The following is a 21,614-nucleotide window of genomic DNA, read 5'->3' on the forward strand; positions in this document are numbered from 1 at the left end:
CGCCATGCAAGACGGACGTACGACGCTTTCGAAGTTTCTGATCGACACCCTCGACCGCCAGCCCAGTTCGGCGGGGACGGTACGTAACGCCGGCCTCTCGGCGCTCCTGATCGACGTCGCCGCCGCGATCAAGTCGATCTCCGCGATGCTCACCAAAGGCGCGCTCGGCGGCAACTACGGTTCCGCGCAAAGTCTCAACACGCACGGCGAGGAGCAGAAGAAACTCGATGTCGCGACCAACGAAATCTTCGTGCAGCAATGCGAATGGGACGGACTGCTGGCGGCGATGGCGTCCGAGGAAATGGAGAGCGTCTATTCGATTCCGCCTGGCTACCCGCGTGGCGACTATCTGCTCGCCTTCGATCCGCTCGATGGTTCGTCGAATATCGACATCAACGGTGTGGTGGGGTCGATCTTTTCGGTGCTGCGCAATGGCGACGGCAGCGTGGACAGCAGCGTGGACGGCAACGCGGGCGAGCCGCGCGGCACGATCGGCGAATCCGCGTTTTTGCGGCCGGGCCGCGAACAGGTGGCGGCGGGTTACGCCGTCTACGGCCCGTCGACCATGCTCGTGCTCTCGGTCGGCAACGGTACGCACGGCTTCACGCTGGAGCGCGACATCGGCAACTTCGTGCTCACGCATTCGAATATCCGCATTCCCGAAGACACCGTCGAGTTCGCGATCAACGCGTCCAACGAACGGTTCTGGGAACCGCCGGTGCGCCGCTATGTGCAGGAGTGCAAGGACGGGCGCAGCGGATGCCGCGCGAGCGACTTCAACATGCGCTGGATCGCCTCGATGGTCGCCGAGGTGCATCGCATCCTGATGCGCGGCGGCGTGTTCATGTACCCGCGCGACTCGAAGACGGCGGCTATGGAAGGGCGCTTGCGGCTTCTGTATGAAGCCAGCCCGATGAGCTTTCTCGTCGAACAGGCAGGCGGTCTGTCGATCACCGGGCGCGAGCGCATTCTCGACGTGGTGCCGCGCGCGCTGCATGGACGCGTGCCGGTGATTCTCGGCTCGAAGAACGAGGTGGAGCGCATCGGCCGCTATCACGGCGAATACGACCGCGGCGAGGATCAGCCCTTCAGCTCACCGCTATTCAGCCGGCGCTCGCTGTTCCTGCCGGGTTTCACCGCCTAGCGGCCCGAATACCCAGGCTCGCGAAGCGCGGCCGACCAGAACACTACTATCCGGAGACAAGCGCATGTCAGTCAAACACCCGATCATCGCGGTAACCGGTTCGAGCGGCGCCGGCACCACGACCGTGATGAAGAGCTTCACCCATATTTTCCGGCGCGAAAAGATCAACGCGCAGATCGTGGAAGGCGATGCTTTTCATCGTTATGACCGCAACGGCATGCGCGAGGCCATGAAAGAGCACGAGCGGGATGGCGCGCCGAATTTCAGCCATTTTGGACCGCAAGCGAATCTCCTCGAAGAACTCGAGTCCCTGTTCGCCAGTTACGGCGAGAACGGCACCGGAAGATTGCGCCACTACGTGCATGACGAACCCGAAACGCGGCTCTACAAGCAGGATGCCGGAACTTTCACGCCGTGGGAGGACGTGACGCCCGACACGGACCTGATGTTCTATGAAGGGCTGCACGGCGCGGTGGTGACCGACGATATCGACATTGCGCGGCACGCGGATCTGCTGATCGGCGTCGTGCCGATCATCAACCTCGAATGGATCCAGAAACTGCATCGCGACCAGACCATGCGCGGTTACTCGCACGAGGCCGTGGTCGACACGATCCTGCGGCGCATGCCTGACTACGTGAACTACATTTGCCCGCAATTCTCGCGCACGCATGTGAATTTCCAGCGCGTGCCGACGGTGGATACATCGAATCCGTTTATCGCCCGTGAGATTCCGCAGCCGGACGAGAGCTTCGTCGTGATCCGTTTCGCTCGCTCGAAGGGAATCGACTTCCAGTATCTGCTGACCATGCTGCACGACTCGTTCATGTCGCGTCCGAATGTGATCGTCGTGCCGGGCGGCAAGATGGGTCTGGCGATGCAGCTGATTTTCACGCCGATGATTCTGCAACTGGTCGACCGTCGGGCGCGCGCCTGAGGCGCCGCGCAACACGGTCCGTCCATTTCGAGCAAGGAGACATTCGATGAGTGCCGTCGCAGAATCCGTCGCAACACCCGCAACCCGGCTGATGGCCGACGCGCTGCGCATGCTCGCGATCGATGCGGTCGAAGCCGCGAAGTCCGGTCATCCCGGCATGCCACTCGGCATGGCCGAGATTGCCGTCGCGCTGTGGGACCGGCATCTGAAACACAATCCGCGTCATCCGGCGTGGCCCGACCGCGACCGCTTCGTGTTGTCGAACGGGCACGGCTCCATGCTGTTGTATGGGTTGCTGCATCTCACCGGCTACGACCTGCCGATCGGGGAACTCAAGCGGTTCAGGCAATTGCACAGCAAGACGCCCGGGCATCCTGAAGTGGGCGTGACCCCCGGCGTCGAAACGACCACTGGCCCGCTCGGGCAGGGATTGGCAAACGCGGTCGGCATGGCGCTCGCCGAGGCGCTGCTCGCGCGCGAATTCAACCGGCCCGGCCATTCCATCGTCGATCATCGCACGTATGTATTTGCCGGCGACGGCTGCATGATGGAGGGCATTTCGCACGAGGCGGCCTCGCTCGCCGGCACCTTGAAGCTCGACAAGCTCACGGTGCTGTACGACGACAATGGCATCTCGATCGACGGCCACGTCGCGCAGTGGTTCGGCGACGACACCCCGGCGCGTTTCGCGGCGTACGGCTGGCATGTCGTGCGCGAAGTGGACGGACACGACGTGGACGCGGTCGACCAGGCCTTGGCGCGCGCACGCGCAACGGACCGGCCGACGCTGATTTGCTGCCGCACGGTGATCGGCAAGGGGGCGCCGTCAAAGGCGGGTACGCACGATGTACACGGCGCGCCGCTCGGCGCCGACGAAGTCGCGAACATGCGGCGGGTGCTCGGTTGGCCGCATGCGCCGTTCGCAATGCCCACAGAGGTTCGCGCGCTGTGGGACGCGAACGAGCGGGGCGCGAGCGCCGAAGCCGACTGGAACACGCGTTTCGCGGCCTATCGCCGGCGCTATCCGCATGAAGCGGCCGAGTTCGAGCGGCGCACGCAAGGCACGCTGCCCGCGCAGTGGCGCGATGCGGTCCGCGCGATGGTGCGCGACGCGGACCACGCGGCCGAGTCGATAGCAACCCGCAAGGCCTCGCAGCAGGCAATCACCGTGCTGGCTCGCGCATTGCCCGAACTGTTGGGCGGTTCGGCCGACCTGACCGGCTCGAACCTCACCAACTGGAAAACCTCGGTCGACGTGCACGCCGACGACAACGGACTGCGAGGCGGCAACTATCTGCACTACGGCGTGCGCGAATTCGGCATGAGCGCGGTGATGAACGGCATCGCGCTGCATCGCGGGCATATTCCGTTCGGCGGGACCTTCCTCACGTTCTCCGACTATTCGCGCAGCGCGTTACGCATGGCCGCGTTAATGAAGACCCGTTCGATTTTCGTGTTCACGCACGACTCGATCGGCCTCGGCGAAGACGGGCCGACGCATCAGTCGGTAGAGCATGCGGCGAGTTTGCGGCTGATTCCCGGACTCGATGTCTGGCGTCCGTGCGACACCGTCGAAACCGCTCGCGCGTGGGCGAGCGCGGTGGAACGCGACGGCCCGTCGTGCCTGCTGTTGAGCCGCCAGAATCTGCCGTTCGCCGCACGCAGCGGTGAACAGATCGACGCGATCGAGCGCGGCGGCTATGTGTTGCGCGACTGGCCGGCGCAGGCGGGCCAAGCTGGGCAAGCGCGGGTCGTGCTGATCGCCACCGGCTCGGAAGTCTCACTTGCGCTCGATGCTGTCGTGCTGCTTGCCGAAGCGGGCATCGCCGCGCGGGTCGTGTCGATGCCGTCCACCAGCGTGTTCGACCGGCAGCCCGGCGCATGGCGCGACGCGGTCCTGCCGCCGGGTGTGCCGCGCGTCGCGGTCGAAGCGGGCGTGCGGGCGCTCTGGCGGCAATACGTGGGACTCGAAGGCGGCGTGGTGGGTATCGATACCTTCGGCGAATCCGCCCCCGCTGCCGCGCTGTTCGAGCATTTCGACCTGACCGCGCGGGCCGTGGTGGATGAAGCCCGCCGCGTCGCGCAACGCGCGCGATAACGCCGCCATGCGGCACGCGCGGTGCGCCACGAGCCAATACGTTCAGGTCCGATCCGATTCGACTTCGAGGAGTTTGCGATGCCCTTCATAGCACTGCGGCAACTATTGGACCACGCGGCCGAGCACGGCTACGGCGTGCCCGCTTTCAACGTCAATAACATGGAGCAGATCCACGCGATCATGCAGGCCGCCGAAGCGACCGCCAGTCCGGTGATCCTGCAGGCGTCGGCGGGCGCGCGCAAGTACGCGGGCGAACCGTACCTGCGCCATCTCGTGCTGGCCGCGCTGGAGGCGCATCCGGATATCCCGCTCGTGCTGCACCAGGATCACGGCGCGAGCCCGGCGGTGTGTCAGCAGGCAATCCGCTCGGGCTTCACGTCGGTGATGATGGACGGCTCCTTGCCGCCCGACCAGAAGACGCCCGCAGCCTACGAGTACAACGTCGACGTGAGTCGCCGGGTCGTGGAGGCGGCGCATGCGGTGGGCGTTTCCGTCGAAGGCGAACTCGGTTGTCTTGGTTCGCTCGAAACCGGCACGGCGGGTGACGAGGACGGTGTGGGCGCCGAAGGCCAGCTCTCGCGCGACGAGTTGCTCACCGATCCGCGCGAGGCGCAGATTTTCGTGGAGGCGACCGGCGTGGACGCGTTGGCGATTGCGATCGGCACGTCGCATGGCGCATACAAATTCAGCCGCCAGCCGACCGGTGATATTCTCGCGATCGACCGGATCGTCGAAATTCATGAACGGATTCCGAACACGCATCTCGTCATGCACGGTTCCTCGTCGGTGCCGCAGGAGTGGCTCGCGGTGATCCGCGAATACGGCGGCGAGATTCCCACCACGTTCGGCGTGCCCGTCGAGGAAATCCAGCGCGGCATTGCGCATGGCGTGCGCAAGGTCAATATCGACACCGACATCCGGCTCGCGATGAGCGGCGCGATGCGCAAGTCGATGGCGAATGCGCGCGCCGAATTCGACCCGCGCGCCGCGTTGAAGGCGGCGACGGCGGCGGCGAGCGCGATCTGCGTCGAACGTTTCGAGGCGTTCGGCTGCGCGGGCCAGGCGTCGCGCATCAAGCCCTTGCCGCTCGATGCGATGGCGCGCCGCTACCACTAAACCACTGACCTGTTTCCAAGGAGACGCCCATGCGTGATTTCCTGATCGCCCCATCGCTGCTGTCGGCGGATTTTGCCCGCCTGGCCGACGAGATTCGCGACGTGACCGCGGCCGGCGCGGACTGGATTCATCTTGACGTGATGGACAATCATTACGTGCCGAACCTCACGGTCGGGCCGCTCGTGTGCTCGGCCATTCGCCCGCATACGTCCGTGCCGATCGACGTGCATCTGATGACGATACCCGTCGATTCGCTCGTGACCAGCTTTGCCGAAGCGGGCGCGAATACCATCAGCTTTCATCCGGAAGCGTCGCTGCACGTACACCGCACCATCGAGCTCATCAAGACGAGCGGCGCGCGCGCGGGACTGGCGCTCAATCCGGCCACGCCGCTCACGGTGCTCGACCATGTGATCGAGCGGCTCGACGTGGTGCTCGTGATGTCGGTGAATCCGGGTTTTGGCGGGCAGGCGTTCATTCCACAAACGCTGGATAAACTGCGAGCGTTGCGCGGACGGGTCGATGCGACGATGCAGCGGACCGGACGGCGCTTGCTGATCGAGGTGGACGGCGGGGTGAAGGCGGCCAATATCGCGCAGATCGCGGCGGCGGGCGCGGATGTATTCGTGGCGGGTTCCGCGGTGTTCGGCGCTGGCGACTACGCGCGGGCGATCGCCGCGATGCGCGACGAACTGGAGCAGGTAAACGAAGACAGCGAAGGCGCTGGCGCATTGGCGATGGCGCAATGAATGGACGCTCGGGCGCCGGCCTTCAGCGCTTTTTCATCGTCTCGCCCGGCGCGTGCCACGCCGTGAGGTCCTGCTCGGGACGCTCGACCGCGCAGCCCCAGTCGAGCGGCTGGTCCTGATCGAAACGCTTGCCGAGCCGCCATGCGATCTCCGCGCGCGCGAGCTGGACGCCCATATAGAATGCGTGGCCGCCGTCGGCTTCGAGATGCAGGTCAGGGTAGAGCGCGAATGGGTCGCCTGCCTGGCGATGGCCGTCGCGGTTGTAGACATGAATGCCGTCGGCGCTGACCTGGACACGGAAGTTGGGGTCGCGCACGTCGCGGGCAAACTCGTCGATTTCGGCGGCGCTGTACGGAAACGGGCGTTTGGCATGAACGGTCGCGAGATCGCTGTTGATGCCTTTGGGCAGCACCTGCGCCTCGCGGGCGGCGTGCATCACCCGGCGGGCTACGTCGGCTTCGCGCACCGCGCGCCGCGCATGCAGGCTGACTGACGTGGTGAGCACCGCGCTCACGCGAAGCTCCGCGGCCATGCCGAGCAGGACGGCGTTGATGCCGCTGGTGTCGGCCTCGGTCAACTCGGTGACATTGCCGATGCCCATCATGATGGCGATATCCGGGTAACGCTCGCGCAGCCGGACATAACGCGCAATCGACGCGGCAAGGCCGAATGGAATCGGATCGAGAATCGGGTCGGCGAGAAACGCGCGTCCGCGTGCGGCGAGCAGCTCGATCGCGGCGTCGAGCGAGGCCGGATCGCCCGGTTCGCGGGCGACGAGGATCGGCGTGGACGGCACCTCGTCGGCGATCCATAGCGTATCGAGGTTCAGGCTCATCAGATAGTCGGCGCCGGCGCGGCCGCCGCGCAGCAGTTCTTCGCTACGCATCGAATCGACGCTCACACGATGCCCCTGGTCTTTCAGCAGGCGCACCGCGTCTTCCAGATGCGGAAACGGCGTTTCGGGCAGGCAACCAATGTCGATCACGTCTGCGCCCTGCGCGGCGTACTCGCGCGCCCGCGCGGCGATGCCGTCCAGGTCGAGCCGAGGCGCATCGACGATCTCGGCAAAAATGTCGGTCTCGTAGCGCGTCAGGTCGAAAGGCTGCGCCTCGCGGCCGAAGAATTGCGGCAGATCCTTGACCTCCTCCGGGCCGCGCTCGAACGGCACGCCGTAGTGTTCGGCCAGCGCGGCGAGATCGCCACGGCAGCGACCCGGCACGATCACGCGCTGTGCAACGAGCGGAACAGGCACCCGGCGGCGGATCATGTCGGCCGTCATGAGTGCCGCGACCTGCAGGCCGATTTCGCGAATCTCCCAACTGAACGGCGTCGGCGCCATGCTTTCGAGCACGCGGATCAGGCTCTTTTCGGCGAGCCGGCCAGTCAGGAAGACAATGTGGTCCATGTCAGTACGCGTCGGTCCGCGCAAGGCGTATTGATTCCCACTCGGCGAGCCGCGACCGCAAGGTGCGTGGGGGCTGTTTCATGCGAGATTTATGCGAGATCGAGAGTCGACAAGCGTTCAGCGAGCGCCGCTTTCAGTTCATCCAGCGAGCGGACGAGCGTCGTGTATTCGAAGCGCGACAGGCGCTCAACGTTGTCGAGTTCGATCGCCCGCGGACGCAGTTCGACCCATTCGTTCGGGCTTTGCGTGACCACGGTCGGTTCCGTGTCGCATGCAAAGACAATGCCCGGAATGCATTGCTTGCCCGCCTGCGCGTACATATTGGTCGGCAGCGTATCGGAGATGCCGAACGCGCATTTGGCCACCGTATTGCTGGTGGCCGGCGCGATCACGACAGTGTGATACATGCCGTGATAGAGCATGCCGACCGGCACGCCGCTCGCGCTATTGTCGCGAAACACGCGAAAGTGCTTGCGCAAGGTCGGCAGCGGCCAGCCGTATAGCGGCAGGACTTCTTCCGCGGCTGCGGAAAGGAAGAGGTCGACGCGCGGCAACTCGAGTGCGAGCGCAATCGACTCGTCGAGCAAGTGGCCGGAGCCGGTTACGCACCATGCGAAGCGCGCATCGGGCTTGAAGTCCGCGAGATTGCGAGCGGGCGCCTGGGTCATGCGTTACAGGGCGGCGATTCTTCGGATGGCGAATCGTCGGGTGACAGTCCGTCGGGCGGCGCGCCGTCGTGCGCCGAGCCGTCGTGCGACAGACGGATGTGCAGCCGGCGCATCTTCCGGTACAGCGTGTTGCGGCTGATGCCGAGCGCCTTGGCGACGTTGCTGACATTCCAGCGATGCTCGTCGAGCAGCGTGAGAACGGTTCCGCGTTCGTTCAACTGGATCGCATTGAGCGCGGAAAGATCCGCTTCGTCGGCCAGATGCGGTTCGGGGTCCACTACCGCCGTGCGGGAAGCTGCCACCAGTCCGGTTTCCGGCCCACGTTGCGTGACTTCGGCAGGCAGGTCTTCGCAGCGGATCGGCTGCCCGTCGCACAGCGCGATAGCCATCTGCAACACGTGACGCAACTGGCGGATATTGCCGGGCCACGCATAGGTCAGCAACGCGTGTTCGGCTTCCGGGGTCAACTCGGGTGGTTCATCGTCGGATTCGTTTTCGAGCAGATGATGAATCAGCGCGAGCTTGTCGATCCGTTCCGCGAGCGGCGGCAGATTCAGTTCGACGCCTTTGAGCCGGTAATACAGATCCTCGCGGAATTGCCCGCTATGCACGAGTTCGAGCAGATTGCGGTGACTCGCGCTAATGAGCTGAAAATCGACCTTGATGGTCGTTTCGGCGCCGAGCGGCGTGACCTCGTGTTCCTCGATCACGCGCAGAAGCCGCGCCTGCAACGAGAGCGGCATGTCGCCGATTTCGTCGAGAAAGAGTGTGCCGCCGTTGGCCTGCACGATCTTGCCGCGCCGCCCTTCGCGCTGCGCGCCGGTGAAGGCGCCGGCACGATAGCCGAACAGTTCGCTTTCGATCAGGTTTTCGGGCAGCGACGCGCAGTTCACCGGCACGAACGGGCCCGCCGCGTGCGGGCTGATGCTGTGCAGCGCCTGCGCGAAAACTTCCTTGCCGGTGCCCGTTTGCCCGCGGATGATCACCGGGATTTTGCGCTGGACCACGCGCGCCGCAAGCTGGATTTGCGAAGCCATGCGCGGGTCGCCGAATTCGAGGTGCGCGATTTCGTCGAGCCGGGCCGGCGCCGGCCGTTTGTCGACGGCGCTGGCGCGCGCGGCCGGCGCTGTCATCGCCACCCTGGTGCCGCGCCCCGCGCTGCTTTGCGGCGTTTGCGCGACGAGAAAGAAGCGGTTGGTCGCGTTCGCGCTATACACGGTGACAGGATGAAACGACCCGCGAATGCTGCGCGCGATCATGTCTTCGAGCGATGCATTGAAGGCTTCCTCGATGCGCCGGCCGCGCAATTCGCCGAGCGTGCGGAAACCGAGCTGAAAGAGGGCGCTGCGATTCGCGGCGAGCACCGTGCTGTCGTCCGCGACCGCCAGTTTGCCGCCGTGCAGCGTACCGACGAATTCCGGGCGGCTGTGAAAGTGGATCATGTTCGCGTGCCGGTAACGCGCATCCAGCAGGCGGTTTTCGATCATTTGCCGCGACATGCCCACGAGCACCAGAGAATGCTGCTGGAGCAGCTTCGAGCGGCTCGTCACGTCCAGCACGGCGGCAATCTCGCCGCGGTCGTCGAAAATCGGCGCGGCGGAGCAGGTGAGCGACGTATAGCGCGGATAGAAATGTTCGTGCTGGCACACGGCGATGCAGTCGCGTTCGGCCAGACACGTGCCCATGCCGTTCGTGCCGGCTTCGCGCTCGCTCCACAAGGCGCCGACGCGAAAGCCGTCTGCCGCCACGGCTTCAGCGAAAGGCACCGACGAAACCTGATGGACGATCATCCCACCCGCATCGACCAGCACGACCGCCAGTTCGGGATCGGCCAGTTGCTGATAAAGCGTGGTCATTTCGAGCTTCGAGCACGCGATCAGATCGCCCATGGCATCGCGGCGCGAGCTTAGTTCGTAGTCCGTCAGGACCGGGGGCGTGACAAAACGGGAAGGGTCGAGCTGGAATTCGTTCATGCAGCGCGCCCACGATTGAGCGACGGGTTCGCTCGTCGGTCGCGTTGCCAACTGATGGTTGACGACGTTCAGAACTTCGCGGACGTGCAGCGTGCTGTCAGCAAGCAACGACATAGGGCCTGTCTCCGTTGCGTCAGTTCGTGCGCGCCGGTCCGCATTGCGTTGCATGAGTTCTGCTTCGCGATGCGCGCCACGAGTGCCGCTTTATCGATACTGTCTTCCCCTTGCGCCGCGGCTTCTGCGGTCCGTATGCGCACCGAGTGATTCGCCGTTATGTCAGGCGTCGGCTTAAAACTGTACGCCGGATGTCGCTCCCGTTCAATAAGAAGTCGCCATAACCCTACATGGCGTGCCCGATTTTTGCTTTTCCCGAAGCCATGCCGTGAAGAGCGTTTCCGGCCCGCCGGCAGCAGGGAGAGTGTTGCAGGTTCGGCGCAGAGTGCTGCGCGTGCTGTCACCTGACCTGCTTTATGTTTACCCGTTTGCGTTTACCCGAATCACTTCTGCTAACTCGTCTTGCTGAATTTTTTGCCGCACTGCGGCGGAGTACACCATGGACCGTATCGATGCCGTTCGCCTTGCCAGTTTCTCCGCTGCCGGCGCGCCGCGCGCCACTGTCCCGTCCGATTCGCCCGCTACCGGCACGCGGCCCGGGCGCATGGACATCGTTTTTATCGAGGAATTCATCGGTCAGACGATTATCGGTATCGACAGCAGCGAGCAACATGTGCTGCAGCCGGTGAGGATGAACCTCGCGATCGGGGTTCCCGCGATCCGTGCATGCACGACTGATCGTATCGAGGACACGATCAACTATGCGGCGGTACGCAATGCGCTGCATGCGCTGCTCGCCGCGCACGGCGTGCGCCTGCTCGAAGCGCTTGCCGAAGCGGTGGCGCGCCTGCTGATCAACGACTTCGGCGCTCATTGGGTGCGTGTGGCGCTCGCCAAACCCGCCAAGTTCGATGACGTGGCGGCCGTCGGCGTGCAGATCGAGCGGCAGCGCAGCGATATGGCCCAACCGGCCACGAGTCTCGTGGGGTATGCGTCGCTTGGAGCAGGGTTGATTCCGAACTGAGCGCGACAGAGCGGCGCGGCGCCGTTGCCGGCTCCGCGCGCCAAGGCCCTCACACGCCTCACACGCATCACACGCTCGGCTATTTCGCCGACGCCGTTTTGTCGGAGCCTATTCCGCAACTGTGATAGGCGTCCGTCTGCAACGTGCGGAATTTCTTCGTCTGCGCTTTAGCGTGGTCGACCCGAAATTCCGAGCCGCCTTCGCCGCCCAAGGTTGCGTACTTCGAGAACGTCGACTGAGCGACGAAGTCATCGTAGGACAGCTTGGCGGCCATCTTGTCGATCACGCACGAGCATTTATAGACGTTCACGAAATCGTGCCCGTTGTCGTCCATGCAACTCAACACGTATTCGACGCGGCCCTGCGTCGGGTAGTTGTGGCCCCCCGCCGGGGCAGGCGCCGTGGGCGTGTCGCCGTCCGCCCAGGCGAGCGGTACCGCGAGCGCGATGCAGGCGAAGGCCGCCAGCGCACGACATCGTATGGTCATCTCATGCCTCTATCAAAGAGTTCGCGCTTCAGCCCGGGGCCCGCGTAACGGCGGGCGCCCGTCGCATTCACGCGAACTCGCGCACACTCAGTTCGGGGCAAACGGGTGCGCGACGCTGCCCTTCTTCGCCACGACTTCCGCGGCAGTCGGTTCACCGGCAACCGCGCGCTGGATCGCCTCACGCGTTGCCTTGTAGTTGAACTCCTGAATCTTCTTGTCGTCTTCCGCCTGCCAGTGAATGAAGACGCCGACGCACAGGAACAGATCGTCCGCCTCGTCCTTCGGGATCGTGCCGTCCTCGACGCTGTCTGCGACAGCGAGCGCAACGGCGTGCTGCGCGGGGCCGAACATCTGCACGGCCTGTTTGGCGCCCTTGATGGTCACCTTGTTGAACAGAATCGTGTTCGGCTTGGTGAGGAGGTTTGGCGCGATGACGGCAAGTAGCGATGTAAAGCCATCCTTATTATTGGTGAGCGCATTGCAGAATGCGGTTTCCGCAGCCGAACCCCGCGGTCCGATCAGCAAGTCGATGTGTGCGACCTCGTTGCCGTCGCCGACGAGCGACTCTCCTATCAGCACGCGATTGATCTTGGCCATTCTGTTCCTCCGATGAGTGGAATACGGACTTGCTGACTGACATGCCGCCGGTGGCGATCGTATTGCCCGATCGCCGGGCGGCTGGTTGATGCACGGTGGCACTAACTAACAGGATCCGTGCCAGTGCGCGGTTCGCGCCGCTCGCGTGGCGATGCGCCGGCGTTGCAGGCGCAGGCGAGGCAGCCGGCGACGAACAGCGTCGCCACGGTCAGGTCCGCGCTGGTGCCCGGGTTGATCGCGCTCGCCTTCAGTTCGGCATCCCATGCATCGAGCGGTTGAGCCGCCGCGTCAGGGTGCTTTTGCGCGAGCGCGAGGCGCCATTGCGCGTGCCGCTCGCGTGCCGCAAGCGTGACACTCTGCGCCACGGCGCGACCTTGCTTACGCACAATGTGAGAGTCGGGCCAGTGGCCGAGAAAGGTGAGAAACACATTGAGGGTCGCGACGTGTGGCTGATCGGCGGGCATCTCGCGATATGCGGCGAGCCCGGTTTCGAAGATGTCGCGAAAGCCCTCCGCGTATTGACGGGCGATGCTGTCGCGTCCGGCGGCGAGCGTCATCGCCTCGCGCAGGTCGACGGTCGGCGGCTCGTGGACCGATTGCTCGGGGGCTTCGCCGAGACCGCCGGGGTTGGCGAGCGCAATTGCGCGGTACGTGAGGCGCGCGTCGTCGATATCGAGCCGCGCGAGCACGCGCGCGGTCGCCGTGCGCCAGGCGTTGGCTGACAGCGGGCGCACGGTGTCCTCCAGCGCCGCGGCGAGCGGGGCGACGAGCAGCAGGATGCCGAGGTTCGTGTTGCAGCCGACCGCGTCGCGCGTGCGGGTCAGCGCATCGAGCACGCGCTGGCCGACCGGCGCGCCGCGTTTGAGCAGCGCATCGGCGGCGGCCTGCGCGCTGGTGATGAACTGGGCTGCGCGCATGCCGTGGCCGGCGCTTTGCACGCTGACGTTGCCGGGCTTGGGCGTTTCCACATCGAGCCGGCACGCCGCTAGGAAAGCGGCGTGAACGTCGTCGACTGCGACGGAACAGGGAGGCTCAGCCATGACGTCCATGCAACGCCACGGCGGCGGCCTCGCTGGTTTGCGCGGGCTCACTGACGGTGCGGCGCTGCGCGGGCAGCTTGCGCTGCAGCAGGTCGTCGGCGAGCGCCGCGGCTAGATCGACCGGCGTGACCGACTGCAGGCCGCGCCATGCCGCCACGCCGTTCACTTCCAGCACGAGCGGCCGGGTGGCGTCTTGGGGATCGGGAATCAGGTCGACGCCCGCATAGTCGAGTCCGAGTGCCTCGGTGGCGCGCACCGCGGTTTGCGCGAGCGGCAGATCGAGTTCGGCCGCCTCGCATGTCGCGCCTTGCGCGAAGTTATGAATCCAGCCCTTGCCGCCGACACGCCGCATCGCCGCCACGGCGCGGCCGCCGATCACCAGCACGCGCCAGTCGAAACCCGGGCGGCCGCCATCGATATAGCGCTGTAGATACGCAACCTGCTGATACGGTTTGAGCGAGGGCAGAGGGGCCAGCGCGCCAGAATGGGGGCCGCCCGCGCCGAGTCGTTTGAGTCCGTGGCCTTGCGAGCCGAACAGCGGTTTGAGCACGACCTGGCGTCCGGCCGCCGCTTCGCGCATCAGCACGCGCTGCGCGAATGCCGCCGATTCGCCGGCCCATGTCGCGGGCGTCGGTACGCCGTTGCGGTGAAGCAGAAAACTCGTCATCGATTTATCGACGCTGCGCTCGATCGCGCGCGCGTCGTTGTAGACCGGCACGCCGGACTCGCGCAGCGCATGCAGGATGCCCAGCCGCAGCGTGACCTGCTCGAAGGTGCCACCGGCAATGCCGCGCACGAAAACCGCGTCCGGCAGCGTGTGACCGAAGCCCGGCAGCACCAGACCATGCGGTTCCCACGTCGTGTCGATCCGGCAATCCGCCAGATCGATGCAGCGTGCTTCCGCGCCGCGCGCGCGGAAGGCCTTTTTCAGACGTCCGGTATGCCAGCCCGTTTCGTCGGTCATGATCGCGATGCGCAGAGTCGCTCGCGGGGTGACGGAGTCGGCGTGAGGCTCGGGGAAGCTCATGGCTTGCCGCCCCATTGATCGTGCAGCAATGCCGCGTCGACGCGGCCGCCGTGATACGTCGCGCCGCTCTCGAGACTGCTCACCCACACTTCGGCGGGCGCGAACAGCGCGGGATCGATCTGATAGAAGTCGTAATTGAACGACGTGAAGATGTCCGCGAAAGGGCGGCCGTAATCGCGTGAAGTAGATGCGGGCAATTCCTCGGCGAGCTGTCTGGCCACGGCATCGTGCTTCACGGTGAGATGCACGCGGCCGCCGTACAGGATCGCGTCGTTGGTTCGCCCCATTGCCTGAATGCCGTCCGGCGCGGGTGGCGGCAGCGGCGCCGAGCCGCCGCCTTCCACCACCTCGTCCAGCGCGACGCCGAGCACATGCGTTTTGTGCAACGCAACCTCGACGACACGCGCCACCACCTGTACCGTTCCCGCGACAGAGTGTGTCGGCGTGGTAATGAGCGTCAACCGCTCAGGTGCGAGGCCGCAGTCGTGCACCACCTTGTCGATCACGACCTGCGGCGGCAGGCGATCGACCTCGAGCACCAGCACGCCGCGCTCGTGCCGGTCGCGATAGCCGAGTTCGGCGAACAGCGGCTCCTTCACCGCCAGCGCGCGCGCCGGACCCGAACCGAGCGAGAAGAACTTCTTGCCGCCGGTCTGTTCCTTCGTCGCCGACAGGCTCCAGCCGGCGTACTGGCTGCCGAGGCAGGCGAGCACCGGCCACGAGGTGCGCACTTCGATCATGCTGGGCCACAGCGGCTGCGCGTCCAGGCTTTCGCGCACCGTGACGTGGCCGAGGCCGCCCATGCAGATGCGCGCAATCAGCACGCCGGCCGCGACGCTGCCGGGCGCCGTGACGCCCGCGTCGACCAGCACGGTGCCGTGTTCCGCGTGGGTGATGGCCGCGCCGAAGCGCACGGCGTCCTCGACCAGACGGCTGACGAGACGCTCGCTCAGCGCGTTGACGCTTAGCGCGGCAGCACCGGCGAGCGGCGGCTGCGGAGGTTGCGGCGCGTCAGGAGTGGCATTGGATGAAGGCATAGTCGGGTTCATGACAGGTTTCGATTCGTTGCAGAACGAGCGCTTGCTGCGCGGCGAGCGCGTACCGCACGGCGTCGACCGAAGTTGCGCGCACGAGCAGCGTGCAGACCGGGTCGCCGGCGTCGATCCGCATGCCGGGCATGGGCACGTCGCGGCAGAGCGGGTCGCGCAGGCAGGCGTCGCTGAAGGACGGGGAGACGGCGAACGGACGCGGCGCGAACAGCACCTGTTGACCCGCGCGCCACGGCGACGCAGTGGGCGCTGGCGGCAGACGGCCGTGGCGGCAGGCTTCGATATGACAGGCGAGCAGGCCGCGCGGCCACGCGTGCGGCGACGCGGTCTCGTAGAGCGTCATCGTCGACGAGGGGCGGGTGTTGATTTCGAGCAGTTCGAACGCGTCGCCGTCGAGCAGAAAGTCGCAGCTATTGATGCCGGTGAGGCCGGTCTGCGCGCTAAGCGCGGCGATGGCCGCGTGCACGCGTGCCACCACGCTCGGCGGCAGATCGATCGGACCGATCGATCCGGTATGAACGAAAGGCAGATGCCCCATTGCGCAGGTGAGTTGCTCCGCGAAGCCAAGCACGCGCGCACTGCCGCGAGCGGCAATGAATAGTGCCGATAGCGAGCGCCCGTCACGTCGGCGCTGGAAATAGGCTTGCGCGGGCACGCGCGCATCGCCGAACGCCGAGGCCGGCTCGATATGGGTGCCGCCGCAACCGTCCGCGCGTTTGACCAGCCATCCTTGCGTGGTAGCGGGCGGCGCGAAGGCGACCGGCGGATGCGGAATATCCAGCGCGTCCAGCAGCGCGAAAAACCGCTGCGGTTCGCGCACCGCGGCGCTCGCTTCCACAGGATTGCCAATGAAGCGGGGCAGGCCGGGTATCGCGCACAAGTGCGCGACGAACGGCTCGAGCCCGCTGCCGTCGATCCAGCCGATGAGGCCCGGCAAACGCGCGGTGCGTTCGAGCGCTGCGGCGAGTTGCTGCCCGTCGATCGCCAATGGCCCGCCGCCAATGTCGAACCACAACTCGGACGCCTCACGGGTATCGCGGTCGCCGAACACATCGAGCGCGGCGACGCGCAGGCCGGCGCGCGCGGCGGACTGCGCGAGCATGCGGGCGGACAGTCCCGCCACGACGACGAACGGCGCGTGCGGGAGCAATGGGCGCGGCTTCATGGCGACTCGGGTCGTGGTAACGCGCGGGTGCGACGCAGCGCGCTCAACCGAGGCCGGCCGCGACGGCGCGGGCCTCGTCGAAGGCTTGCGGGAAACCCAGGTAGACCGGCTTGCCGCCGGTGCGCATGCGGATGAAGAGACGATGCTCCACCTGGTATTTGACATTGCCGATCGCCAGCGCGCCGATGCCAATGGCGCCGCCCGCCGTCGGCACGCCTCCGATCGGTTTGCCGTCGTTCATCACGTTGACGCCCGCGATGCCTTCCGGCGGCACGGCGTTCACATCCGCGGCAATCAGCAGATGCCGGGCATGCGCGAGATCCTCGGTGCCGACCACCTGCACGCCGGCGATGGCCGTGGCGAGCACGATTTCGGCCTCGCCCAACGCGGCGCGCAGTTCTGCCGGGGTTGCCGTGCCCACGCCCTTGGTGACGATGCTAAAGCGCTGATTGATGTCGTCGCTGACATGCATCGCGCGCGCCGGGTCGCTGTGGCTTGCAATCGACACGTCGGCGCCGAGCGAGGCCGCCATGGCCGCGGCCACACGTCCCACCGCGCCGGTGCCGCCGAGAATCAGCACGCGCTTGCCGCCCAGTTCCATGCCGAAGGCCTTGGCCAGATGCCGCTCTACCAACGCGACGAGCGCGGCGGCGGTCGTGTACGAGCCGCTCGGATCGGCGAACACGGAGACTTCGAACGGCGGCACCATGGCTTTGCGCGCGCTGTCGAGCATGTCGGCCGCGAGCATGACGTCACGCCCGCCGATGAAGATGCCGGTGCGCGACACACCCTTCGGACCACGCGAGAAAATCGCGTCCTGAGTGAGGTTCGCGACCATCCCCGCATCGACGCCGCAGTACGGCACGATGATCTGGTAGCCGGCGTCGGCGGCCATGTTCACGTCGAATGGACTCATCTGCGGCGTGGCCGTGAACATGTGCAGGATATAAGGTCTTTCAGCGGGCTTTTCAGTGGTGTCGGACATGGCGGGCGGCTCGTTTCAGTGACATTTCTCATGCAAGGCGCAAGGGAGGCTCGTGGCGGCGCGGGGTTGTCCGCGGCTGGCGGATCGGCGGGCCGGAACGCGGGACCGAGGCGCATCATGCGGCGTCGATGTGCTGCTGCTGCCGTGCTTCGGCGGAGCGCACCGTCGCGCCGCGATTGCGTCCGGTGACGATCGTGCATTCGATGTGCGGCAGTCCGCGCGTGGCCTCGCGTGCCGTGGCGAGCGCAGCTTCGGCCTCGCGCGCGTTGGCGACGATCGCAAAGCCCGTCGGTCCCCACGAGGTCTGGCCGATGCCCGCGGTCCGCTCGGCGGCCACGGCGCGCAGCGCGCGCTCGACATCGGGGCTCGCGAACACGCCGCCTTGCACGGGCGCGAAGTATTCGCCGATGGTTTGCTGCATCTGCGTCAGACCCTGCGCAAAGGGCACGATGTTGCGCTCCGCGGCGCCCGGCAGAATCTTCATCAGCACGAGGTGGCACAAATGCGCGGCGAGTTGTTGCGGAAACGGCGCGAGCGCGGCGAGGCCGCGGCGCTCTTCAGCACCGTGCAGGCCCTCGCGGGCGTTGTCGCTGACAAGCAGCACGCGCCAGCTATCGGGAAACGTCTGGCGCGCGAGCAGAGGCGGCACGCCCGCATGCAGATCGCCGGACGGTCCCCCGTCCACCAGCAGGCCGCCGGAGTCGAAACCGAGTACGCCGATGCCCGAACGGGCGCCGCGTCCGAGCAGACTGGCAAGCTCGGCTGTGGTCGCCACGTGGCCGAGCAGACGAACGAAGGCGCTGCCCACGGCGAGCGAGAGTTGCGTGCCCGATCCCATGCCGCTGTGCGCGCGCGGTGTGCGGATCACTTCGATCGCGACGGGCGTCGGGTCATAGGCCGCGTGCAGCCGTTCCAGACAGATCGCAATGCGCTCGCGTTCCGCATCGGTCACCACACCGTCGATCCGGTCGCGCTCGGCGAGCCGCGCTTCGACGCGGGTGCCCGCGCCGTCGATGACCAGCCCGAGACTGCCGAACGCGCGTCCGAGCGAGGCGTTCGGATCGAGAAACCCCAGATGCAGCCGCGCGGGCGCGTCGACCGACACGGTGGCTTGAGGCGGAAGGCGGCGAACGTGAAGCTGCATCGCGAGTGTCCTTATTCGTGCTTGAGTGGCCGCGCATGACTTGCAGTGCATGAGTTGCCGTGCATGAGTTGCCGTGCATGAGCGGGCATACTCGAAGAGGCCGCCGCGGCGACCGCGCGTGCCGCGGCGCGGCGGCCCGGCGGGGGACTTCAAGCGAAACCCGTACCAGGCCCGCGGCGAGCGGCGGCGCGCTTCAATCGCTCGGGGTGGTTTTCGGCTTGTCGTACTTGATATATCGGAAGCGTTGATCGTCCGTCGGCGTGCCTTCGAGGGGCCCGCCTTCAGTGCCCGGCTGCCACTGAATGAACGACTCGATCTTGCCGGCGAGCGCGAAGTCCTTGTCCGTGATGCCTTTTGCGGAATGCGTCTTGAGCTTCACGGTGACGAATGCGTAGGAGACCGTGAGATCAGGGTGATGCCAGGCCGCTTCCGCGAGATGGCCCACCGCGTTCACGACCATCAAAGTTCCTTTCCAGCCTTCGGTGCGGTATTTGCGCCGCAGCCAGCCGTCTTCCAGATACCAGTGCTGTAGCGGGCCGACGAGGCGTTGCTGGATCTCCTCGTCGGAGTAGACCTGTTCTGCGTTTGCCATGACCGTTGCTCCACACGTGTTGGAACCACCCTTAACCACATGATGCGCTGCAAATGACAGGCCAGTGAACGGGTCGCGCCCTGGGTGCGCGCGTTCTGTTGCTGCCTGCTTCGCGACGGACACGCTTCGTACCGGCGCGTGACACAGTATGTCCCACCCGGGGCGGCGCAGCCGTTGCGGCCACGCTGCCGATGCGCGGCACGCTTCGCCGCGCGGCGCGCCCGGACGAGCTTCTGGCGGCGAAGGATGCGCACGGTGGTTCGATTCCGGCATGGAATATGCGTTGGCCGTCATGCGCCATAAAGCCCGGCAACGATCGGGAAGCGGCGCTGATCGTTACCCGCATTCGAGGAGGCGCGCCCGATGCGACGAGGTAGCGTGGGTCATTCGTGAGTTGAACAGCAAGACCATTCTGGAGGAGACATGAACTTACGCACCACGGTTCTTGGGCTCGCGATCCTCGCGTCGGCAGCCTTGAGTTCTTTCGTTGCACAGGCCGACTCGCAGCTCGACGGGCTCATGAAGAATCCGTCCAACTGGGCGGCGCAGGCGGGTGATTATGCCAACCGTCGCTATAGCCCACTCAAGCAGATCAACGAAAACAACGTCGGGAAACTACAGGTCGCCTGGACCATGTCGACCGGCGTGCTGCGCGGCCACGAAGGCTCGCCGCTCGTGATCGGCGACACCATGTATATCCACTCGCCGTTCCCTAACAAGGTCATTGCCATCAACCTGAAGGATCAAACGTTCATCTGGCAGTACCTGCCGAAGCAGGACGAGTCGGTGGTCTCCGTGATGTGCTGCGATACCGTCAACCGCGGGCTCGCCTATGGCGACGGCAAGATCTTCCTGCAGCAGGCGGATACCAAACTCGTCGCGTTGAACGCGAAAACCGGCGATGTGGTCTGGACCGCGCAAAACGGCAATCCCAAGGCAGGTGAAACCAACACCAACGCGCCGCACGTGTTCGGCGACAAGGTGCTGACCGGCATCTCCGGCGGCGAGTTCGGCGTGCGCGGGCGTCTCATTGCGTACGACATCAAGACCGGCAAGCCGGCCTGGACGGCCTACAGCACGGGTCCGGACAAGGACATGCTGATCGACCCCGACAAGACGACGACCTATGCCGACGGCAAGATGGTGCCGGTGGGCGCGGACTCGTCGCTGAAGTCGTGGAAGGGTGATCAGTGGAAACTGGGCGGCGGCACCACCTGGGGCTGGTACGCGTGGGATCCGAAACTCAACCTTGTCTACTACGGCACTGGCAATCCGGGTACATGGAACCCGACGCAACGTCCGGGCGACAACAAATGGTCAATGTCGATCTTCGCGCGTGATCTGAACACCGGTCAGGCCAAGTGGGTCTACCAGATGACGCCGCACGACGAGTGGGACTATGACGGCGTGAATGAAATGATCCTGTCGGACCTGTCGATCGACGGCAAGAAGGTTCCGGCTATCGTCCACTTCGACCGTAACGGTTTCGGCTACACGTTGAATCGCGAATCCGGACAACTGCTGGTTGCGCAGAAGTTCGATCCGGCGGTGAACTGGGCTGATCACGTCGATATGAAGAGCGGCAAGCCGATTCGCAACGCGGCCTATTCGACCCAGGCAGCCGGCTCGGATCACAACGTGAAGGGCATCTGTCCGGCGGCGCTCGGCTCGAAGGACCAGCAGCCGGCAGCGTTCGACCCGGGTTCGAGCTTGTTCCTCGTGCCGACCAACCACGTCTGCATGGACTATGAGCCGTTCGATGTCGACTACGTGTCGGGCCAGCCGTATGTGGGTGCCACGCTGTCGATGTATCCGGGCCCGAACGACAACAACTCGATGGGTAACTTCATTGCCTGGGATGCTTCGAAGGGCAAGATCGTCTGGTCCAAGCCGGAGCGGTTCTCGGTATGGTCGGGCGTGCTCGCGACCGCGGGCGGCGTGGCCTTCTACGGCACGCTGGAAGGCTACATCAAGGCCGTGCGCATCAAGGACGGCAAGGAACTGTGGCGCTTCAAGACACCGTCGGGAATCATCGGCAACGTGTTTACCTACGAGTATCAGGGCAAGCAGTTCATCGGCGTCTATTCGGGTATTGGCGGCTGGGCCGGTATCGGCATGGCGGCGGGCCTCGAGAAGTCGAATGAAGGCCTCGGCGCGGTGGGCGGTTATCGCGAGCTTGCGAAGTACACGGCACTGGGCGGCACGCTGTTCGTGTTCGCCATTCCCGGCGGCAACGGCTGAACGGCCGGGTCAGGTTGAAACGCGCGGCCGGTTTGCCCTGTGAAGGTTCGGGCAGCCGGCAGCGCCTTCGATCACACGAGTCGTCTACGAGTTATCCGGGCCGCGCTTTTTCGTCCACG

Annotated in this window: 19 protein-coding genes; 7 read left to right on the forward strand and 12 right to left on the reverse strand. The window is 65.6% G+C overall.

Translation table 11 applies throughout. The features are described from left to right. The first annotated feature begins 4 nt into the window (after positions 1-4). The 5 genes from P0D68_RS31175 (at position 5) to rpe (ending at position 6,044) form a co-directional block, all read left to right on the forward strand. On the forward strand, positions 5-1,144 hold the full coding sequence (locus tag P0D68_RS31175) for a class 1 fructose-bisphosphatase (protein ID WP_408302606.1): 1,140 nt from the start codon (positions 5-7) through the stop codon (positions 1,142-1,144). Positions 1,145-1,208: 64 nt separating this feature from the next. After that, entirely contained in the window at positions 1,209-2,081 is an 873-nt protein-coding gene (locus P0D68_RS31180; RefSeq protein ID WP_091803556.1) for a phosphoribulokinase, read from the forward strand. 46 nt (positions 2,082-2,127) lie between these two features. Continuing rightward, positions 2,128-4,179: a transketolase gene (gene tkt / locus P0D68_RS31185; RefSeq protein ID WP_408302608.1), complete on the forward strand. Its 2,052-nt coding sequence runs from the start codon at positions 2,128-2,130 to the stop codon at positions 4,177-4,179. A 78-nt stretch (positions 4,180-4,257) separates the two neighbouring features. Then, positions 4,258-5,295, forward strand: coding sequence for a class II fructose-bisphosphate aldolase (gene fba / locus P0D68_RS31190; RefSeq protein ID WP_408302610.1), 1,038 nt, complete (start codon positions 4,258-4,260; stop codon positions 5,293-5,295). A 29-nt stretch (positions 5,296-5,324) separates the two neighbouring features. Further along, positions 5,325-6,044: a ribulose-phosphate 3-epimerase gene (gene rpe / locus P0D68_RS31195; RefSeq protein ID WP_408302612.1), complete on the forward strand. Its 720-nt coding sequence runs from the start codon at positions 5,325-5,327 to the stop codon at positions 6,042-6,044. A 22-nt stretch (positions 6,045-6,066) separates the two neighbouring features. On the opposite strand, the gene P0D68_RS31200 is transcribed toward rpe, so the two are convergent. From P0D68_RS31200 to P0D68_RS31210, 3 genes are all read right to left on the reverse strand, one after another. Then, positions 6,067-7,449 (reverse strand): DUF6513 domain-containing protein, encoded by a 1,383-nt coding sequence (locus P0D68_RS31200; RefSeq protein ID WP_408302614.1) that lies wholly within the window; start codon positions 7,447-7,449, stop codon positions 6,067-6,069. Between the two features lie 89 nt (positions 7,450-7,538). Next, complete coding sequence (locus P0D68_RS31205) at positions 7,539-8,117, reverse strand: flavoprotein (protein ID WP_091803545.1); 579 nt, start codon at positions 8,115-8,117, stop codon at positions 7,539-7,541. Then, positions 8,114-10,204: a sigma-54-dependent Fis family transcriptional regulator gene (locus P0D68_RS31210; protein WP_408302616.1), complete on the reverse strand. Its 2,091-nt coding sequence runs from the start codon at positions 10,202-10,204 to the stop codon at positions 8,114-8,116. The genes P0D68_RS31205 and P0D68_RS31210 overlap by 4 nt, the downstream gene beginning before the upstream one ends. Before the next feature lie 439 nt (positions 10,205-10,643). Here P0D68_RS31210 and P0D68_RS31215 point away from each other — a divergent pair, with 439 nt between their 5' ends. Beyond that, a complete protein-coding gene (locus P0D68_RS31215; protein WP_408302618.1) occupies positions 10,644-11,168 on the forward strand; it encodes a dihydroneopterin aldolase in 525 nt (174 codons plus the stop codon). A 79-nt stretch (positions 11,169-11,247) separates the two neighbouring features. On the opposite strand, the gene P0D68_RS31220 is transcribed toward P0D68_RS31215, so the two are convergent. From P0D68_RS31220 to P0D68_RS31260, 9 genes are all read right to left on the reverse strand, one after another. After that, positions 11,248-11,655: a hypothetical protein gene (locus tag P0D68_RS31220; protein ID WP_408302620.1), complete on the reverse strand. Its 408-nt coding sequence runs from the start codon at positions 11,653-11,655 to the stop codon at positions 11,248-11,250. Positions 11,656-11,742: 87 nt separating this feature from the next. Then, entirely contained in the window at positions 11,743-12,252 is a 510-nt protein-coding gene (gene fae, locus P0D68_RS31225; protein ID WP_091803533.1) for a formaldehyde-activating enzyme, read from the reverse strand. 101 nt (positions 12,253-12,353) lie between these two features. Beyond that, entirely contained in the window at positions 12,354-13,292 is a 939-nt protein-coding gene (locus P0D68_RS31230) for a triphosphoribosyl-dephospho-CoA synthase (protein WP_408302622.1), read from the reverse strand. Continuing rightward, positions 13,285-14,319 carry an ATP-grasp domain-containing protein gene (locus tag P0D68_RS31235; RefSeq protein ID WP_408302624.1) on the reverse strand — a complete coding sequence of 345 codons (1,035 nt, stop codon included), beginning with the start codon at positions 14,317-14,319 and terminating at the stop codon, positions 13,285-13,287. Before P0D68_RS31235 ends, P0D68_RS31230 begins: the two co-directional genes overlap by 8 nt. After that, the gene (gene mch, locus P0D68_RS31240) at positions 14,316-15,356 is read right to left on the reverse strand and encodes a methenyltetrahydromethanopterin cyclohydrolase (protein WP_408302715.1); all 1,041 of its coding nucleotides are present in this window, start codon (positions 15,354-15,356) and stop codon (positions 14,316-14,318) included. Before mch ends, P0D68_RS31235 begins: the two co-directional genes overlap by 4 nt. Continuing rightward, positions 15,331-16,533, reverse strand: coding sequence for an ATP-grasp domain-containing protein (locus P0D68_RS31245; RefSeq protein WP_408302626.1), 1,203 nt, complete (start codon positions 16,531-16,533; stop codon positions 15,331-15,333). Before P0D68_RS31245 ends, mch begins: the two co-directional genes overlap by 26 nt. Positions 16,534-16,576: 43 nt before the next feature. Then, positions 16,577-17,518 carry an NAD(P)-dependent methylenetetrahydromethanopterin dehydrogenase gene (locus tag P0D68_RS31250; protein WP_408302628.1) on the reverse strand — a complete coding sequence of 314 codons (942 nt, stop codon included), beginning with the start codon at positions 17,516-17,518 and terminating at the stop codon, positions 16,577-16,579. Positions 17,519-17,633: 115 nt separating this feature from the next. After that, positions 17,634-18,662: a beta-ribofuranosylaminobenzene 5'-phosphate synthase family protein gene (locus P0D68_RS31255; protein WP_408184219.1), complete on the reverse strand. Its 1,029-nt coding sequence runs from the start codon at positions 18,660-18,662 to the stop codon at positions 17,634-17,636. Between the two features lie 193 nt (positions 18,663-18,855). Further along, the gene (locus tag P0D68_RS31260; RefSeq protein WP_408184220.1) at positions 18,856-19,254 is read right to left on the reverse strand and encodes a 4a-hydroxytetrahydrobiopterin dehydratase; all 399 of its coding nucleotides are present in this window, start codon (positions 19,252-19,254) and stop codon (positions 18,856-18,858) included. A 423-nt stretch (positions 19,255-19,677) separates the two neighbouring features. Between P0D68_RS31260 and P0D68_RS31265 the strand changes: the two genes are divergently transcribed. Next, on the forward strand, positions 19,678-21,495 hold the full coding sequence (locus tag P0D68_RS31265; RefSeq protein ID WP_408302631.1) for a methanol/ethanol family PQQ-dependent dehydrogenase: 1,818 nt from the start codon (positions 19,678-19,680) through the stop codon (positions 21,493-21,495). The last annotated feature ends 119 nt before the right edge of the window (positions 21,496-21,614 follow it).

Origin of the sequence: Paraburkholderia sp. RL17-380-BIE-A, assembly GCF_046028085.1 — a bacterium.
In the GTDB taxonomy this organism is placed as follows: domain Bacteria; phylum Pseudomonadota; class Gammaproteobacteria; order Burkholderiales; family Burkholderiaceae; genus Paraburkholderia.

Excerpts from the sequence above, each read along its gene's own strand:
- P0D68_RS31175 (WP_408302606.1), top strand. The coding sequence starts at position 5 with ATGCAAGACGGACGTACGACGCTTTCGAAGTTTCTGATCGACACCCTC.
- P0D68_RS31180 (WP_091803556.1), top strand. The coding sequence starts at position 1,209 with ATGTCAGTCAAACACCCGATCATCGCGGTAACCGGTTCGAGCGGCGCC.
- tkt (WP_408302608.1), top strand. The coding sequence starts at position 2,128 with ATGAGTGCCGTCGCAGAATCCGTCGCAACACCCGCAACCCGGCTGATG.
- fba (WP_408302610.1), top strand. The coding sequence starts at position 4,258 with ATGCCCTTCATAGCACTGCGGCAACTATTGGACCACGCGGCCGAGCAC.
- rpe (WP_408302612.1), top strand. The coding sequence starts at position 5,325 with ATGCGTGATTTCCTGATCGCCCCATCGCTGCTGTCGGCGGATTTTGCC.
- P0D68_RS31200 (WP_408302614.1), bottom strand. The coding sequence starts at position 7,449 with ATGGACCACATTGTCTTCCTGACTGGCCGGCTCGCCGAAAAGAGCCTG.
- P0D68_RS31205 (WP_091803545.1), bottom strand. The coding sequence starts at position 8,117 with ATGACCCAGGCGCCCGCTCGCAATCTCGCGGACTTCAAGCCCGATGCG.
- P0D68_RS31210 (WP_408302616.1), bottom strand. The coding sequence starts at position 10,204 with ATGTCGTTGCTTGCTGACAGCACGCTGCACGTCCGCGAAGTTCTGAAC.
- P0D68_RS31215 (WP_408302618.1), top strand. The coding sequence starts at position 10,644 with ATGGACCGTATCGATGCCGTTCGCCTTGCCAGTTTCTCCGCTGCCGGC.
- P0D68_RS31220 (WP_408302620.1), bottom strand. The coding sequence starts at position 11,655 with ATGACCATACGATGTCGTGCGCTGGCGGCCTTCGCCTGCATCGCGCTC.
- fae (WP_091803533.1), bottom strand. The coding sequence starts at position 12,252 with ATGGCCAAGATCAATCGCGTGCTGATAGGAGAGTCGCTCGTCGGCGAC.
- P0D68_RS31230 (WP_408302622.1), bottom strand. The coding sequence starts at position 13,292 with ATGGCTGAGCCTCCCTGTTCCGTCGCAGTCGACGACGTTCACGCCGCT.
- P0D68_RS31235 (WP_408302624.1), bottom strand. The coding sequence starts at position 14,319 with ATGAGCTTCCCCGAGCCTCACGCCGACTCCGTCACCCCGCGAGCGACT.
- mch (WP_408302715.1), bottom strand. The coding sequence starts at position 15,356 with ATGCCTTCATCCAATGCCACTCCTGACGCGCCGCAACCTCCGCAGCCG.
- P0D68_RS31245 (WP_408302626.1), bottom strand. The coding sequence starts at position 16,533 with ATGAAGCCGCGCCCATTGCTCCCGCACGCGCCGTTCGTCGTCGTGGCG.
- P0D68_RS31250 (WP_408302628.1), bottom strand. The coding sequence starts at position 17,518 with ATGTCCGACACCACTGAAAAGCCCGCTGAAAGACCTTATATCCTGCAC.
- P0D68_RS31255 (WP_408184219.1), bottom strand. The coding sequence starts at position 18,662 with ATGCAGCTTCACGTTCGCCGCCTTCCGCCTCAAGCCACCGTGTCGGTC.
- P0D68_RS31260 (WP_408184220.1), bottom strand. The coding sequence starts at position 19,254 with ATGGCAAACGCAGAACAGGTCTACTCCGACGAGGAGATCCAGCAACGC.
- P0D68_RS31265 (WP_408302631.1), top strand. The coding sequence starts at position 19,678 with ATGAACTTACGCACCACGGTTCTTGGGCTCGCGATCCTCGCGTCGGCA.